The sequence below is a fragment of the uncultured Enorma sp. genome (assembly GCA_905210055.1).
Taxonomy (GTDB): Bacteria; Actinomycetota; Coriobacteriia; order Coriobacteriales; family Coriobacteriaceae; genus Enorma.
Genome location: CAJLVH010000001.1, coordinates 61,037 through 76,520, shown reverse-complemented (window position 1 = coordinate 76,520; position 15,484 = coordinate 61,037). Strand labels below are relative to the sequence as shown.

Below are 15,484 nucleotides of genomic sequence, written 5' to 3'. Positions count from 1 at the left end.
CCCTCGTCCGCAAGCGTCTTGGCAACGTCCTCGGCGGGGTTCGGGGTAATGCGGTCGATCATGGACCAGGGGAAGCTCACGCAGCCCTCGTCGCTCACATAGTCGATGAAGCCCTGCTCAACATGGCCAGCCTTGAGCCAGCCCTCGGCCACGGCAAGGACGGCGTCGCGGAAGCGGCGGCCGTTCTGCGAGAAGTTATCGGTCGAAACGAGGGCAATAGGAGCAGCGCTGGCATTATAGCGTGCAAGCAGGAGCGCCGCGACGATGCCCATGGTACTCGCCGCTGCCGCAGGACCGTTCGCGATCTCGTCGGCCACGTAGCCGAAAAACTCACCCGCAGCGTTCTTGAGGGCATAGCCCTTCTCCGTAATGGTGAAGGTGGCAAGCTGCAGCTCGTCGCTCTCAAAGTAGGCCTTGACCTGCTCATAGTGCTCTGGGCGCTTGGTGTTGCAGAAAAACGATGCCGCGGTGCTCGCAAGGACGCGCTCGTCGAGCGTGCCATCCTCATGCATGATGACCTGCAGGATGTTCTGGTCGTAGGGCGCGTAGACCTCATCGATGGTGAAGGGGCTGAACGTCTCGACCACCACGAGGCCGCGATCGAGCTCGCCAGCATCCATGACATCCTGGGCGATCTCGGCATGGAAGGCGCGGTAGAGGTTACCGCCGCCGAAATGGATCCAACGTGGCTGCTTCAAGCCGGCCTCGCGGGTGGCGTCGACGTCGAATGCGGGGAGCTTCACCCCCATATTCGCAAGTTCATCACGGGACTGCTGCCATTGCTTCAGCGAAACCATACGAACAACTCCCATCGTTCGAAGCCGCGGCACACGCGCCTCTTCGATACCATCCACGTTGATGCTGGATACCAGCCGAAATGGAGAATCGTCTCCCCCAAAGCGAACTAGTGTCTAATATATCAGATTGAAACCCGCTCAAACGCACGCAAGCATTTTTCCTGATTATTCATTTGTAGACAGTCGATTCTCACCGCTGAGTAGCGTTCTATTATCAGTTGATATATCACTTGTCGTATTCCGGGGTTCTCGGTCCCTCCGCGACCATGCACCTAGAAGAGCAATAAGCAACCCCGTCTACGTCGCAGATCGGACACCGAGCGCCCTGCATCGCGCGCATCCGAAATGCGCCGCCGAATGTGCTTGGTAAACCAAACTGGTATAACAGTGCGCTAAAATGGGGTCGCGAATTGCCACCTCTCGCGCCTGGCCGCACCACGAAAGGCATATCATGACCGAGAACTCAGGCTACCAGCCGCTTTCCCATATCGCCTATCACAAGCTGCGGCAAGACATCATCTACTGCGACCTCACGCCCGGGCAGAAGCTCTCGGTTCGCGATCTGGAAGAACAGTTCGCTCTTGGTCGCACGCCGGTGCGCGAGGCGCTCGTGCGGCTCTCTGAGCTCGGCCTCGTCTACACCATTCCGCAAAGCGGCACGTACGTCTCGCGCATCGACCTGCACCGCGCTGAAGACGCACGCTTCATGCGCGAACACCTCGAGAGCTGCGTCATCAGGGAATGCTGCGCCCGACTCACCGACGAGGGGAAGGCGACCTTCGAGAAGATCATCGCTGCACAGGAGAAAGCCCTCACTGCGAACGATGCCCGCGCGTTCTTCGAATACGACAACGAATTCCACCAGGCGATCTTCAACATCGCCGGCCGCCATACCATCTGGACGACGCTCGAGGCCCACAACACGCACCTCCAGCGGTTCCGCTGGCTTCGCACGCAAGTGAAGGGTCTCGACTGGAGCAACATCATGACCCAGCATCACCAGATGCTCCAGGCAATCATGGATCGCGACCCCGAGGAAGCGAACTTCCTCGCCATCGCGCACGCGCACCTCATGTTCTCCGAGTATCGCGCCGTGACCGACGCCTTCCCCGATTACTTCGACCAGCTCTAACCCAGGCGGATGTCCCAAAACGCTCCTGTCCCTTTTTGGGACATCCGAGCGGTTCTAGCGCGCATCCTCCTGTGCCTGCAGCGCCACGTACGCCGCGCCGTAGATGCCGGCGTCGTTGCTGAGCGAGGCAATCTCGATGGGTTTGTCCGCGGTGACGGTGATGGCATAACGCCGATAACTCGCCTCGAGCCGGTCCATGAACAGGTTGGACGAATTCGAGGTGCCGCCACCCAGCACGAACGCCTCAGGATCGACCACGTTCGCGATCATGGAAAGCGCGCGACCCAGGTAGTCGCACATGATGTCGATGGCTGCCCACGCGGCCTCGTCGCCCGCCTTCGCGGCCGCAAACACGGAACGGGAGTCCGAGGGGCCATCGAGCTCCACGGGCTGGCTACCGCGCTTCTCGCATTCATTGAGATAGCTCGTCACGATGCCAGTTGCAGACGCGTACTGCTCGAGATGGCCCTTGCCACCGCAGCCGCAGGTGCGCTCTTCGTCTGGATTCATGCAGAGATGACCGATCTCGCCGCCCGCGCCCGCGATACCCGAGACCACGTGTCCGTCGACGACGATGCCACCGCCCACGCCCGTGCCAATCGTCACGAACACGCAGCTCGTGCGGCCGCGCGCCGCGCCTGCCCACAACTCGCCCATGGCGGCGGCATTCGCGTCGTTTTCGAACTTGACCGTCGCATTGGGGCAATGGCGCTTGAGCGCTGCCTCGAGACCGGGCGCATTGATCTGGATGTTCGCCTGCATGCGAATGACGCCGTCCGCTGGCACGGGACACGGGATGGCGAGGCCGATGCCGTAGACGTTTTCGACCTGAGCGCTCGCGGCGGCGAGGACGTTCGTGATGCCGCCCGTCACAGCGGCGTAGCCGTCGGAATCGATGAGCGGCGGCGTGGGCACGCTCCCGCGACCCACCAATTCGCCCTGTTCGTCAAAAAGCCCCATCTTAACGGAGGTGCCGCCCACGTCGAGACCGATGAAAAGCTTGTCGTTCGCCGCCATGTTGCCGTCCTTTCACGAAGCCATCGGGCGCGCCGCATGCCCATGCGTCAGCGCACGCAGATTTCAACCATCTGCCATTGTGGCACGGCGCGCGGTGGCCGCCGGCATCGTTTCGGTGAGCGCATACAAATGCGCCCCGTAACTTTGTCGCAGCGTCTTTTTTACATGGCCTGAAAAGGATTCTTGGTGAGAGGGGCATCGAGCCATGTAAAAAAGTCGATGGGGGTCTTTTTACTGTGGGCCGTTCATGGCACGCTGGGTTCATTTTGCGCTGCAGAGCTTCGATGCCACCACGCCCACAGCGGCGCCCACGAGTGCGGGGGCGATCCAGCCGAGGCCCATGTCGGCGAGCGGCAACGCGTCGAACGGCAACCATACCGCCGGTGCGAATGCGTCGCGCACGGCGGAACAAGCGCTCACCACGCCTACGAATACGATCACGAAGAGCCAGACGAGCGGCACACGGTCACACGCGCGGTGCAGCATGCCCATGGCGACAAGGCAGATCGCCATGGGATATAGAGCGTTGAGCAGCGGAACCGAGAACGCGAGAATCGCATCGAGCCCGAAGTTCGAGATGATGCATGAAACCACGGCGAAGGCGGCTGCCCACCCACGGTAGGGCACGCGCGGCAGCTCTTCGGCGAAATACGTGCCGCAGCAGCTGATAAGCCCCGTGCACACGTTCAGGCATGCGAGCAGGAAGATCGCCGCGACGACCACCGTTCCCACCGCGCCAAAGTGCAGCGTTGCGGAGGCCGTGATGACCACCGCGCCGTTCGAGGCGCCTGCGAGCGGGGCGGAAAGCTCCGCGCCCACCAAACACAGGCCGCCGTACACGGCAACGAGCAGCACACCTGCGATAACGCCTGCAACGCACACCGTACGCATGACGCGCCCGGGCTCGGTCACGCCGAGCGCGTTGATGTTCGTGGCGATCACGATGCCGAATGTAAGGGAGGCAAGGAGGTCCATCGTCTGGTATCCGGTCAGGAAGCCCTGGACGGGCGCATTGGCATCGTAGGGCGCCGAGGGAGCGGGCGCGGCGGCGACTCCCCCGCTTGCGAACGAGGCAAGTGCCGCACCGACTACGGCGACGATAAGCAGGATGAGCGCGGGACCGGTAATCTTGCCCAGAAAGCGCGTGAGCCTGCCGGGGTGCATGGCGAGCAGGTAGGCAACTGCGAAAAACGCGACGGAGAACACCAGGCGCACCGTCTCGAGCGGGGTTCCTTCGGGCAAGAGCGGGGCCAGCATCTCGAACGCCGTGGATGACGTGCGGGGAATGGCAAGACACGGCCCGATCGCTAAATACACCGCTGCCACGAAGATGTGGGAGAACACAGGGTGCACGCGGTCGACGAGCTCGCGGACGGTGCCGGCGAGCGCAACCGCTACGATACCGAGCACCGGCAACCCCACACCGGTAAGGAGAAAGCCGCCGAACGCCGGCAGCACAGACGTTCCTGCCTGCACACCCAACAGCGGAGGCAAGATAAGGTTCCCCGCGCCGAAGAACATCGAGAAGAGCGTCACGCCCACAAAAAGCGTCTGGCGCGGCGCCAAGCGCTGCGATTCTTCACGCGCATCCATAACTGTGCGTGCCATGATTCCCCCGTTGCCATCCCTATCAGCATTGAAAGCGAGGAACCATTCTAGCGCGTATTACTCCGCAGCGCTCGCTACCCTACCTTCACGATAGGCGCAAAGCCCTTCATGAGTTTCTTCACCTGGCCGGTCTTCTCGAACTTGACCTCGATCATGTCGCCCGAGGCGGAGATGACGGTGCCCTGGCCGAACGTCTTGTGGCTCACGGTGTCGCCGGGCGCGAAGACCTCGGCCGCGCGCGCGGCGTCTGGCCTGCGTTGCTCAACCTTTGGCGCTGGAGCTGCACCGCGAGCAACGCGACTCGTGCCGCTGCCGAAGGTCGCCGGCTTAAGGCCGGCATCGGGGCTGATGCCGTGATGGCGCTGTGCGCCGCCTGCCGAGCGCGTGAACGAGCCGAACACGCGGCCGCCGTACATATCTGAACCTCTGCCGGATCCGAACGTGCCATGTCGGTCGCCGCGCTTCTCCCAGCCCGTACCCTCGAAGCCGGCAGAGCCGACACCAGAAAACTCGATGTCCGAGGCAGGAATCTCACCCACGAAGCGGCTGCGGGGGTTCGTTTGCGTGGAGCCGTAGGTGCGGCGCGTGGCAGCATACGTGAGGAAGAGGCGCTTGCGGGCGCGCGTGATGGCGACGTAAGCGAGGCGGCGCTCCTCCTCGAGCTTGGCCGGATCATCGCTGAAGCCGGCGACGTGCGGGAAGATGCCCTCTTCGAGGCCGGCGACGAACACCGCCGGGAACTCCAAACCCTTCGCGGAGTGCACGGTCATCATGGTGATGGCGCGACTCTCCCCCGCAAGTGCGTCGAGGTCGCTGCGGAGCGCAAGCCACTCGAGCAGCGCCGGCAACGCGGCGCAAGCCAAGGGGCCATACGTGCGCTCGATCTCACCGGGTGCCGACCCGCCAGAGGGGACGGGGGATATTGGCTGGGGCGCGGGAGCCATTGCCGCGCCCACCGGCAGACCGTCCACAGATGCGTTTGCGCTGGGGAACGGGACGTTGTCCCCCGCGCCCCAGCCAATATCCCCCGTCCCCTCTGGCGGGTCGCCCAATGTCAGGTCGGCGAGGCCGGCGGCGCGGAGCTCTTCCAGGCTCTCGAGCGTGCCCTCGATGTCGTCGTGGCTCTCTTCAAATTCCGCGGCAACGCCCAGGAATTCCTGAATGTTCTCCACGCGACCCTCGGCCTCCATCGTGCCTTCCGCACGCAGCGCCTGCACCAGGCCGCTCTTTTCCACAATCGCCTCGACCACGCGCTGGAGCTCGCCGTCCATGCGACGGCCCTCGCGCACGAGCGCCACGAAATCGCCGAGCGCAGCACGCACCTTAGCGCTGAACATGCTCGTCTCGGCGCACGCGAACTCGCACGCCTGGAAGAAGCTGCAGCGGTTCTGCCGCGCGAGCGCCTCGATCTTGGCGATGGAGGTCGAGCCGATGCCGCGACGCGGCGTGTTGATGACACGCTTCACGCTCATCTCGTCAGCCGGGTTCACCACCATCTTGAGGTAGGCCATGACGTCGCGGATTTCCGCACGATCGAAGAAGCGCGTACCGCCCACGATCTTGTAGGGCACGCCCGCGCGCAAGAACATATCTTCCAGGATGCGCGACTGAGCATTCGTGCGATAGAACACCGCGATGTCGTCGTAGCTCATGCCGCCGGCGTGCAGCTTCTCGATCTCGCCGGCGATCCAACGGCCTTCGTCGCGCTCGTCACTCGCCTGGTAGGCCTGGATCTTCTCGCCGTCGCCCTCCGCCGTGAACAGGCGCTTGTCCTTGCGCTGCGAGTTATGGCGCACCACGGCGTTGGCTGCCGAGAGGATGTGCCCCGTGGAGCGGTAGTTCTGCTCGAGCTTCACGACGCGCGCCTGGGGGAAGTCCTGCTCGAAATCGAGGATGTTCGAGATGTCCGCGCCGCGCCAGCTGTAGATTGACTGGTCGTCGTCACCCACCACCATGAGATTCTGATACTTCGCGGCCAAGAGGTTCGCGATCTCGTACTGCACGTGGTTCGTATCCTGGTACTCGTCCACGCTGATGTAGCGGAAACGCTCCTGATACTTCTCGAGCACCTCGGGGCGCGTGCGCAGCAGCTCGAGCGCACGCACCAGAAGGTCGTCGAAGTCCATAGCGTTCGCCGCGCGCAAGCGCCGCTCGAGCTCGAGGTACACCTGCGCAGCCTTCTGCTCGGGCGGCGTGTTCGCCATGCGGCTGAATTCCTCCGGCCCTACCATGGCGTTTTTCGCCGCACTGATCTTCGAGCGGATCATGTTGAGCGGGAACTGCTTCTGCTCGATGCCGAGCGCCTGCATGATGTCGCGCACCATGCGGCGCGAATCGTCGTCGTCATAGATGGTGAACTGCCCGGTGTAGCCCAGCAGGTCGGCGTCCTCGCGCAGCATGCGCACGCACATGGCGTGGAACGTGCACACCCACATGCCGCGCGTGCCGTCCGGCAGGAGCGCCTGCAGGCGCTCGCGCATCTCGGCCGCCGCCTTGTTGGTGAAGGTGATGGCGAGGATGCGCCACGGGCGGACGTCCAGATCGGCCACGATGTGCGCGATGCGGTAGGTGAGCACGCGCGTCTTGCCCGAACCCGCGCCGGCGAGTACCAGAAGCGGCCCCTCGGTGGTGAGCACGGCCTCCCGCTGCGCGGGGTTGAGCGAATCGATGTCTACAGCGTACGTGGGCATGGAAGCGGACCTCCGAACGTTCCGGGTTGAGCGCACTTAGTATACCTGCCCGCCCGGACAGGGATATGAACCCGGCGTGGTTATCCGAACGGCGCCCCGGCGGCAGCGGCTAGGGATGGGGCGCGGGACGGGAGAGTCGGGCGCGGCGCTGCACAGGAGGGCAGGGCGCGCAGGGAGACGCGGCGGGGCGAGGGCGCGCATACCGCCGCATGGGAACCAGTGCCCACCCGGAGGCAAGATGAGCACGAATGCGGGCATATCCGGGACGCAGAATGCTATTCAAGCAAATTGCCATGTTATTGAATACAGATGCGCGAATACGGGACTCTAAACGATACACGCACGCCCTGGGCGCACGCGCCTCCAGCAATTGTTTCGTTTCTGGAACCGGGGTGACCCCTGTATACAAACTATGCGCCACTTTGTCAAAGTGATTTAGTTTCATGGTCGTATATATCAAAAAGGAGGGTCCATGCTCATCGCAAACGGCACCGTCCATGATGGCAGGGGCAGCGCGTTCCCTGCGAGCGTCCGCATCGAAGACGGCAAGATCACCGAGGTCGCCCCGGATCTCACGGCCTGCGAGGGCGAGGAGGTCTTCGACGCCGCCGGAATGGAGGTCATGCCCGGCTTCGTCCAGGCGATCGGCCACTGGGGCGTCAACGGCTCCATGACCGAGATCCGCCCGTCCTCCCAGGACAACGACGAGCTCTCCGATCCCATCACGCCGGAGCTCGAGGCGTTCTACGCGTTCAACGGCCGCGCCGCCACGACGCAGCAGTTCGGCGCCTGGGGCCTCACGGCGCAGGGCGTCGCCCCCACGGACAACAACCTCTTCGGCGGCACCGTCTCCGTCGTCGGCCTCACGGGCGTGAACCCCTACGACCTCCTCATCAAGCGCAACGTCGCCATGGCGGCCTCCGTCATGGGCAGCATGCGCGACGCCTACGGCAAGCGCGGCGCCGCCCCGCAGACCCGCATGTGGATCTTCACCCACTTCGACGAGCAGCTCCGCCTGGCCGAGGCCTACGATCCCAAGCCCGAGGAGAAGCCGAACGACAAGCTCGCGGCGCTCAAGCCCGTGGTCGAGGGCGAGATGCCGCTCATCGTCTCGTGCGACAGCGGCGTCGCCATCGCGCACGTCCGCGACATCCTCGCAAAGTATCCCAAGGTGCGGTTCGTCGTCATGAACGGCTCGGGCCTCACGGGCGACGAGGACTGGATGGTCGAGCGCGGCGTGTCGCTCATCGTGCGCAACCCGAGCTCCCCGCTCGACGAGGCCGGCGCCCCCGCGCCCTTCTCGTGGAAGGCCGTCGCCAAGCTCATGGACAAGGGCGTCGACGTGGCGCTCGCCGGCGAGTACTCCAACACCCTCGGCGCGCGCGAGGACCTCATCTGGAACGCGGCCGAGCTCATGAAGGAGCTCCACGACGAGGAGCGCGTGCTCACCGCCATCACCTCCGCCCCGGCGAAGATCCTGGGCGTCGGGGACACCATCGGCGCCATCGCGCCCGGCATGCGCGCCGACGTGTGCGTATGGAGCGCGAACCCCCTCAAGACCTACGATGCGCATGCGGTGCGCACCTTCCAGGCCGGCGAGGTCGTCTACGCGGAAGGGGACGAGAAGACATGCATGTGATCAAGGGAGCCACCCTCTACACCATGGCCGAGACGGGCGTGACGCGCGCCGACATCGCCATCGACGGCGGCAAGATCGCCGCGATCGCCGAGACGATCGATATCCCCGGCGCCGAGGTCATCGACGCCGCCGGCATGGTCGTGACGCCCGGCTTCGTGGACGCGCACAGCCACGTGGGCGGCTTCGGCGGCCACGGCGAGCAGCAGGATCTGAACGAGCTCACGACGCCCCGCACGCCCGAGCTCGACGCCCTCTACGGCATCGACCCCACGAGCGAGTTTTTCGAGAGGAACCTCGAGCAGGGCATCACCACGAGCTGTCTCGTGCCGGGCTCCGGCAACGTCATCGGCGGCTGGGGCATCGTGCTCAAGAGCGCGGGCGACGACCGCCTCATCAAGCACCCCGCCGTGCTCAAGGCCGCCACGGGCATCAACCCCAAGGGCGTGTACTCCAAGCAGACCAAGAGCCCCATGACCCGCATGAGCATCATCTACCTGCTCCGTTCCTACCTGCGTGACGTCCAGGACTACCTGCGCCGGAAGGAGGAGGCGGCAGCCGATCCCGAGAAGCAGGCGCCCGAGTTCGACCTCGGCCTCGAGCACGGCATCCCCGTCCTCAAGAAGGAGATCCCGCTCAAGGTCCACACCTACATGCACGACATGACCCAGGTGGTCGAGATCGCCCGCGACTTCGACATCGAGGTCACCATCGACCACGCCCAGGGCGCGAGCGACTTCTACGACACGCTCTCCGACCCGCACGTGCGCGGCGTCATCTTCGGGCCCACCGCCGAGCCCCTCTTCCCGGGCGAGGGCGGCAAGCTCGACCCCGAGTGCTGCGCCGGCCTGGACGAGCGCGGCATCCCCGTGGCCGTCATGACCGACGGCCCCATCACCGTGAAGAACCAGCTCATCTTCGAGATGGGCGAAGCCGTCCGCTGGGGCATGGACCCGGTGCGCGCGCTCGCCATGGTCACGTCGAACGCCGCGCGCATCATCGGCGTCGAGGACCGCGTGGGCACGCTCGAGGTGGGCAAGGACGCCGACCTCTGCATCTGGACCGCGCTGCCCTCCGAGGCCACGGACGCCGTGCTCAAGCGCGTCATCATCGACGGCGCGACGGTCTTTTCCGAGGAGGCCTAGCATGAGGAACTACCCTGAGTGCAAGACGGTCGACGTGGTTGAGAACTGGCACGGCATCGAGCTCCCCGACCCCTACACCTGGCTGCGCGACAAGGACGACCCCGAGGTGCGCGACTTCGTGGCGCGCGAGAACGCCTACACGGACGCCTACTTCGCCGACCGCGGCGTCGACGAGAAGATCGCCCAGCTCAAGGCGACGCAGCTGCCCGAGAACTACATGACGGTCGAGCCCCTCGGAGCGGGCTACGTGACCTCGCGCTCCACCGACGGCGGCGGCTACGACATCGCGGTCCTCGACGCCGACTTCAACGAGGCGGGCACCCTGAAGGACCTGCCCGGCCTCGGCGACCTCGAGCTCTTCCGCGCGCTGCCCGCGCCCGGCCGCACCGACATCATCGGCCTCTTCGCCCAGCACATGGGCGCGGCGCGCCCGTCCGTGGTCGTCTACGACCTCGAGCGCGAGGAGCCCGTCTTCAAGGCCGACGGCACGTTCTCCATCGCGTGGTCGCGCGCGACGGGCAAGATCTACTACGCGCTCACCGAGTCGAGCCTCGAGACGCACGAGTGCCGCAGCTCCTGGCGCTGCTACGACCCCGCGACGGGCATCGAGGAGACACTCTTCGCCCCGGACGAGAACTACATCATCGCCTACGTCGAGATGTCCGGCGACGGCCGCTGGGCGCTCTTCGGCGCGGCGGGCGACTACTCCCGCGCGCTGTGGTACGCCTGCGACACCGCCACCGGCGCGGTGCACCGCCTCTCCGAGGCGCCCGAGGCGTGGCAGTACATCGACACCACGGCCGACGGCCATTGCTTCGTCTCCACGAGCGCGAACGACCACGGCGAGGTCGTCGCCGTCGCGAACGACGGGACCCGGCGCACCGTGCTCGCCCCGCAGGATCGCTTCTTCCTCACGGGCGGCTTCTCGTGCGCGGGCAAGCTCTACGCGCTCGCCCTCGAGGACGTGAGCGCCCGCCTCATCGACGTCGCCACGGGCGAGGCCATCGAGCTGCCCGACCCCATGGGTGAGCTTAGCGTGGCCGGCAAGGACGACGCCCGCGCCTTCCTCTCGTTCCAGAGCTTCACCATGCCCCCGTGCATCCTGGCCTTCGACGGCGAGCGCTTCGAGAAGGTCTACGCCACGAGCGACGCCACCCATCCCGACATCGTGGTGGAGCAGCACTTCGCCCCCTCCACGGGCGACGGCACGCTCATCCCCTACCAACTCGTGCGCGCCCGCGACGCGAAGCCCGACGGCACCGCGCCCGCGCTCATGTACGCCTACGGCGGCTACAACAGCCCAACCCTGCCCTGGTACACCGAGCTCGTCTCGATGACCGAGGTCCCGCGCTGGGTGGAGGCCGGCGGCGTGTACGTCCAGCTCAACCTGCGCGGCGGCAGCGAGTACGGCCCGGCGTGGCACGAGGCCGGCATGCTCGACTCCAAGCGCCACTGCTACGAGGACTTCATCGGCGTCACCGAGCAGCTCATCGAGGACGGCTGGACGCGCGCCGGCAACATCGGCATCGTGGGCTGCTCGAACGGCGGCCTGCTCATGAGCGCGCTCGTGACCATGCGCCCGGACCTGTGGGGCTGCGTGATCGACTCCGTGCCCCAGACCGACATGATCCACGTCGCCGACGACGACCGCGGGCCCATGTACATCACCGAGTACGGCGACCCGCGCGCCTCGAAGGAGATGTTCGAGTACCTGCTCTCGTACTCCCCCTACTTCAATGTGCGCGAGGTCGCCTACCCGCCCACCTACATCCAGACGGGCGAGTGCGACAACAACGTCCCGCCCTACCACGGCAAGAAATTCGCCGCCCGCATGCAGGCCGCGACGACCGGGGACGCGCCCATCCTGCTGCGCGTGCTGGCGCACGGCAGCCACAACCGCGGCGGCACGCCGGATGAGTTCTGGCACACCATCGCCGAGATGCACCTCTTCCTGGAGGAGCACCTGGAAGGAATCGGCTCATGCTGAAATACATGATCAAGCGCATCCTGTTCATCATCCCGTCGGTGTTCATCGTGTCGGTGCTCACCTTCGTGGTGCTGTCGCTCTCACCCGGCACGCCCGGACAGGCGGCGCTCGGCGTGAACGCCACGCCCGAGCAGATCGAGGCGTTCAACCACTCCGTTGGCTACGACCGCCCGCTGCCCGAGCGCTATATCGACTACATGGCCGGCGCCCTCCAGGGTGACTTCGGCGAGTCGTACACCCAGCACAACTCGGTGGCGAACATCCTCATCCCCAAGTTCCCCACCACGCTCACGGTGGCCTTCCTCGCGGTGCTCTTCTCCGCGGCGCTCGGCATCCCCATCGGCGTGCTCGCGGCCCTGAAAAAGGGCACGGCGGTCGACGTGGGCACCACCACGGTGGCGCTCCTCTTCGCCTCCATCCCGAGCTTCTGGCTCGGTCTCATGTTCATGCTGCTCTTCTCCCTGCAGCTGGGCATCCTCCCCTCGCACGGCATCGGCGCCACCTCGTGCTGCCCGTCGCCACGCTCGCCCTGCCGAGCGCGGCCTACGTGGCGCGCATGGTGCGCATCACCATGCTCGACGAGTTCAACCAGGACTACGTGCGCACGGCGCGGGCGAAGGGCGCGGGCGAGAATCGCATCGTGTTCATCCACGTCATCCGCAACGCCATGATGCCCGTGCTCACGAACCTCGGCATGAGCTTCGCAGGGCTTCTCGGTGGAGCCATCATCGCCGAGCAGGTCTTCGGCCTGCCGGGCTTCGGCAGCGCCATCCTGAACGCCATCAACATGAAGGACACGCCCATCGTGCTGGGCGCGACGCTCTTCCTCTCGTTCACCTACATGCTCATCATGCTCGTGCTCGACTTGGTGAACGCCCTGCTCAACCCCAAGTTCCGCGACAGCATTGAAAAGGCGTGATGACGCATGGTTACGAAACGATCCAAGAAGCGCGAGGAGAAGCTCGTGAAGGCCGCCGTCGAAACGGGCGGCAGCCAGACCCGCGACGTCGTCAACGCGTTCATGCGGCATAAGATCTCCGTCGTGGCGCTCGTGGTGCTCGTTCTCATCCTCATCGCTGCCGTCGTCTCCGGCTTCATCTTCAGCGAGGAGCAGATCACGGCCATCACCGCCTCGGCACGCCTGCAGCCGCCCTCGGCGGAGCACTGGTTCGGCACGGACTCCTTCGGACGCGACGTGTTCGCCCGCACCATCTACGGCGCGCGCTACTCGCTGTTCTTCGGCCTCACCACGGCGGCGCTCTCGCTCGTCATCGGCACGGCCATCGGCTCTGCCTGCGCCTACCTGGGCGGCACGTTCGACATCGTGGTCATGCGCATCATGGACTCGCTCGTGTGCATCCCGTCGCTTCTGCTCATGCTCGCCCTCGTGGCGGTCATCGGCCGCGGCATGCACGGCATCATCATCGCCCTCGTGGTGACGAGCGTGCCGGGCACGGCGCGCATCGTGCGCTCCATCGTCATCGGCGTCGTGCAGAATGAATACGTCGAGGCCGCGCGCGCCGCGGGCGTCACCACGCCGCAGATCATCTGGCGCCACGTGCTGCCGAACGCATTCGGCCCCATCCTCGTGAACGTGCTCATGAACATCTCGGGCTCCATCATCTCGGCCTCGAGCATGAGCTTCCTCGGCATGGGCATCCAGCCGCCCACGCCCGAGTGGGGCGCCATGATCAACGACGCGCTGCCGCTCATCCGCACCGCGCCGTATCTCATCGTGTTCCCCGGCATCGCGGTGCTTATCACCTCGCTGTGCTTCAACCTCCTGGGCGACGGCCTCACCGATTCGCTCGATCCGCATAGCCGATAGACGCAGGCAACGCCCGCACGTCGCGCGCGCCGCGCGCGGGCAGGGCGGCACTTCTTGGAAAGGAACGAACATATGGTAACTCCACAGGTCTCGCGCAGGCAGTTCGTGGGCGGTGCGTCCGCGGTCCTCGCCCTCATGGGCGTGGGCGGGCTCGCCGGCTGCGGCGGCAACGGCGGCGGCAGCGGCTCGGCCGGCTCTGCGGGCGCCTACGGCATCGAGCTCGGCGACGAGCTCACCATCATCTCGATGATTACCAACGCGACCTTCACCCCGGTGAACGCCTCCGCAGGCTTCGACAAGGTCGTGCTCCACGCGCTCTTTGACTCGCTCTTCCAGTTCGACGCCGACGGCAACATGCAGCCCATGCTGGCCGAGAGCTACGAGCAGGACGGCTTCGACGTCACCATCAAGATCCGCGACGACGTCGCCTTCACCGACGGCAACCCCGTCACGGCCGACGACGTCGTGTTCTCGTTCGACGTCTACGAGAACGACCCGGTGAATGGCCCCTACATCCGCACGTACATCTCCGGCATCGAGAAGGTGGACGACACGACCGTCCTCGTGCATTCCCTGCGCGACGACGAGCTGTGGAAGAACGTCATCACCGAATACCTCTACATCATGGAGGCCGCGACGTACGACGCGGAGGACGACTACTCCTCCTCTGCTCCCACGGGTTCCGGCGCCTACACGCTCGAGTCCGTCGACGAGGCGCGCACCGTCACCCTCGCCGCCAACGAGGACTACTGGGGCGGCGCGCCCGAGTTCAAGACCGTGCACGTCCAGGCGCCCGTGGATAGCTCCACGGCGCTCGTGGCGCTCCAGAACGGCGAGGCGAACCTCGTGACGCAGATCGCGCTCACCGCGGTGTCCACCGCGCGCGAGGACCCGAACCTCGAGGTGAGCACCTTCGCCTCCTGGTCGCAGCAGCTGCTCGGCATCTGCGTGGGCGACCAGCCGTTCCGCCAGGCCATCTTCCACGCCATCGACCGCCAGCGCATCCTCGACATCTGCAACGAGGGCGAGGGCGAGCCCGCGCAGGACATGTTCGCGAAGAAGGTCATGGGCGACCTCGCCGGCTGCGTCGAGTTCACCGGGTACGACCTCGACCTTGCCAAGGAGTACATCGCCCAGACCGAGATGGACCTTACGCAGACGTTCACCATCACCACGCCCGACGCGGCCGACGTCGCCCAGTGCATCCAGGAGGACCTCGCGCAGATCGGCATCACCACTGAGGTGGCGGCCGTCGACATGAACACGTTCTCGCAGGCGCTCATCGACAAGACCGCCCAGATGTTCGTGAGCGCGTTCGGCACCGACATGCTCACGCCCGACAGCTTCGAGGAGCTCTTCCTCGCGGAGGGGTCGTTCTATTACTTCCCCGTCTCCGACGAGCTGCGTCAGAAGGTCGCCGACATGCTCGCCATCCCGAGCATCGCCGACCGCCGCGAGCTCGTCATCGAGATCATGGAGGACATGGTGGAAGAGGCACCCATCGTGCCGCTCTACGACAAGAACAACTTCGACGTGTACACCAAGGGGCTCGGCGGCGTCCTGCCGTCCTCGAGCGCGACGTACGCGTACTACCTCGGCGACTTCACGAACGAGCAGAAGTAGCCGCCGGCCCCCGCAGGCATC

Annotated in this window: 11 protein-coding genes and 1 pseudogene; 8 read left to right on the top strand and 4 right to left on the bottom strand. The window is 65.4% G+C overall.

Translation table 11 applies throughout. The annotated features are described in order from the left end of the window. Positions 1 to 797 (bottom strand): annotated as a pseudogene (locus QZ079_RS00340) (mannitol dehydrogenase family protein); the annotation flags it as partial. A 451-nt stretch (positions 798 to 1,248) separates the two neighbouring features. Here QZ079_RS00340 and QZ079_RS00335 point away from each other — a divergent pair. Further along, on the top strand, positions 1,249 to 1,929 hold the full coding sequence (locus QZ079_RS00335; RefSeq protein ID WP_297033549.1) for a GntR family transcriptional regulator: 681 nt from the start codon (positions 1,249 to 1,251) through the stop codon (positions 1,927 to 1,929). Positions 1,930 to 1,983: 54 nt separating this feature from the next. On the opposite strand, the gene QZ079_RS00330 is transcribed toward QZ079_RS00335, so the two are convergent. The 3 genes from QZ079_RS00330 to QZ079_RS00320 all read right to left on the bottom strand — a co-directional run bounded on the left by QZ079_RS00330 (position 1,984) and on the right by QZ079_RS00320 (position 7,244). After that, the gene (locus tag QZ079_RS00330; RefSeq protein ID WP_297033545.1) at positions 1,984 to 2,946 is read right to left on the bottom strand and encodes an ROK family protein; all 963 of its coding nucleotides are present in this window, start codon (positions 2,944 to 2,946) and stop codon (positions 1,984 to 1,986) included. A 261-nt stretch (positions 2,947 to 3,207) separates the two neighbouring features. After that, the gene (gene brnQ / locus QZ079_RS00325) at positions 3,208 to 4,554 is read right to left on the bottom strand and encodes a branched-chain amino acid transport system II carrier protein (RefSeq protein WP_297033542.1); all 1,347 of its coding nucleotides are present in this window, start codon (positions 4,552 to 4,554) and stop codon (positions 3,208 to 3,210) included. A gap of 74 nt (positions 4,555 to 4,628) precedes the next feature. Further along, positions 4,629 to 7,244: an ATP-dependent helicase gene (locus tag QZ079_RS00320; protein ID WP_297033539.1), complete on the bottom strand. Its 2,616-nt coding sequence runs from the start codon at positions 7,242 to 7,244 to the stop codon at positions 4,629 to 4,631. Between the two features lie 472 nt (positions 7,245 to 7,716). On the opposite strand from QZ079_RS00320, the gene QZ079_RS00315 reads away from it, so the two are divergent. From QZ079_RS00315 to QZ079_RS00285, 7 genes are all read left to right on the top strand, one after another. Next, positions 7,717 to 8,883, top strand: a complete 1,167-nt coding sequence (locus QZ079_RS00315) for an amidohydrolase family protein (RefSeq protein WP_297033536.1) — start codon at positions 7,717 to 7,719, stop codon at positions 8,881 to 8,883. Beyond that, on the top strand, positions 8,874 to 10,025 hold the full coding sequence (locus tag QZ079_RS00310) for an amidohydrolase family protein (protein ID WP_297033535.1): 1,152 nt from the start codon (positions 8,874 to 8,876) through the stop codon (positions 10,023 to 10,025). Before QZ079_RS00315 ends, QZ079_RS00310 begins: the two co-directional genes overlap by 10 nt. Position 10,026: 1 nt before the next feature. Continuing rightward, positions 10,027 to 12,012 carry a prolyl oligopeptidase family serine peptidase gene (locus QZ079_RS00305; RefSeq protein WP_297033533.1) on the top strand — a complete coding sequence of 662 codons (1,986 nt, stop codon included), beginning with the start codon at positions 10,027 to 10,029 and terminating at the stop codon, positions 12,010 to 12,012. After that, positions 12,006 to 12,683: an ABC transporter permease gene (locus QZ079_RS00300; RefSeq protein ID WP_297033531.1), complete on the top strand. Its 678-nt coding sequence runs from the start codon at positions 12,006 to 12,008 to the stop codon at positions 12,681 to 12,683. The genes QZ079_RS00305 and QZ079_RS00300 overlap by 7 nt, the downstream gene beginning before the upstream one ends. Then, positions 12,569 to 12,931 carry an ABC transporter permease gene (locus QZ079_RS00295; protein ID WP_297033528.1) on the top strand — a complete coding sequence of 121 codons (363 nt, stop codon included), beginning with the start codon at positions 12,569 to 12,571 and terminating at the stop codon, positions 12,929 to 12,931. The genes QZ079_RS00300 and QZ079_RS00295 overlap by 115 nt, the downstream gene beginning before the upstream one ends. Before the next feature lie 6 nt (positions 12,932 to 12,937). Next, positions 12,938 to 13,840 (top strand): ABC transporter permease, encoded by a 903-nt coding sequence (locus QZ079_RS00290; protein WP_297033525.1) that lies wholly within the window; start codon positions 12,938 to 12,940, stop codon positions 13,838 to 13,840. 72 nt (positions 13,841 to 13,912) lie between these two features. Next, positions 13,913 to 15,463 carry an ABC transporter substrate-binding protein gene (locus tag QZ079_RS00285; RefSeq protein WP_297033522.1) on the top strand — a complete coding sequence of 517 codons (1,551 nt, stop codon included), beginning with the start codon at positions 13,913 to 13,915 and terminating at the stop codon, positions 15,461 to 15,463. The last annotated feature ends 21 nt before the right edge of the window (positions 15,464 to 15,484 follow it).

Bases quoted from the DNA above. Each gene is read 5' to 3' on its own strand.
- QZ079_RS00310 (WP_297033535.1), top strand. From the start codon at position 8,874: ATGCATGTGATCAAGGGAGCCACCCTCTACACCATGGCCGAGACGGGC.
- QZ079_RS00300 (WP_297033531.1), top strand. From the start codon at position 12,006: ATGCTGAAATACATGATCAAGCGCATCCTGTTCATCATCCCGTCGGTG.
- QZ079_RS00320 (WP_297033539.1), bottom strand. From the start codon at position 7,244: ATGCCCACGTACGCTGTAGACATCGATTCGCTCAACCCCGCGCAGCGG.
- brnQ (WP_297033542.1), bottom strand. From the start codon at position 4,554: ATGGCACGCACAGTTATGGATGCGCGTGAAGAATCGCAGCGCTTGGCG.
- QZ079_RS00330 (WP_297033545.1), bottom strand. From the start codon at position 2,946: ATGGCGGCGAACGACAAGCTTTTCATCGGTCTCGACGTGGGCGGCACC.
- QZ079_RS00305 (WP_297033533.1), top strand. From the start codon at position 10,027: ATGAGGAACTACCCTGAGTGCAAGACGGTCGACGTGGTTGAGAACTGG.
- QZ079_RS00335 (WP_297033549.1), top strand. From the start codon at position 1,249: ATGACCGAGAACTCAGGCTACCAGCCGCTTTCCCATATCGCCTATCAC.
- QZ079_RS00285 (WP_297033522.1), top strand. From the start codon at position 13,913: ATGGTAACTCCACAGGTCTCGCGCAGGCAGTTCGTGGGCGGTGCGTCC.
- QZ079_RS00290 (WP_297033525.1), top strand. From the start codon at position 12,938: ATGGTTACGAAACGATCCAAGAAGCGCGAGGAGAAGCTCGTGAAGGCC.
- QZ079_RS00315 (WP_297033536.1), top strand. From the start codon at position 7,717: ATGCTCATCGCAAACGGCACCGTCCATGATGGCAGGGGCAGCGCGTTC.
- QZ079_RS00295 (WP_297033528.1), top strand. From the start codon at position 12,569: ATGGTGCGCATCACCATGCTCGACGAGTTCAACCAGGACTACGTGCGC.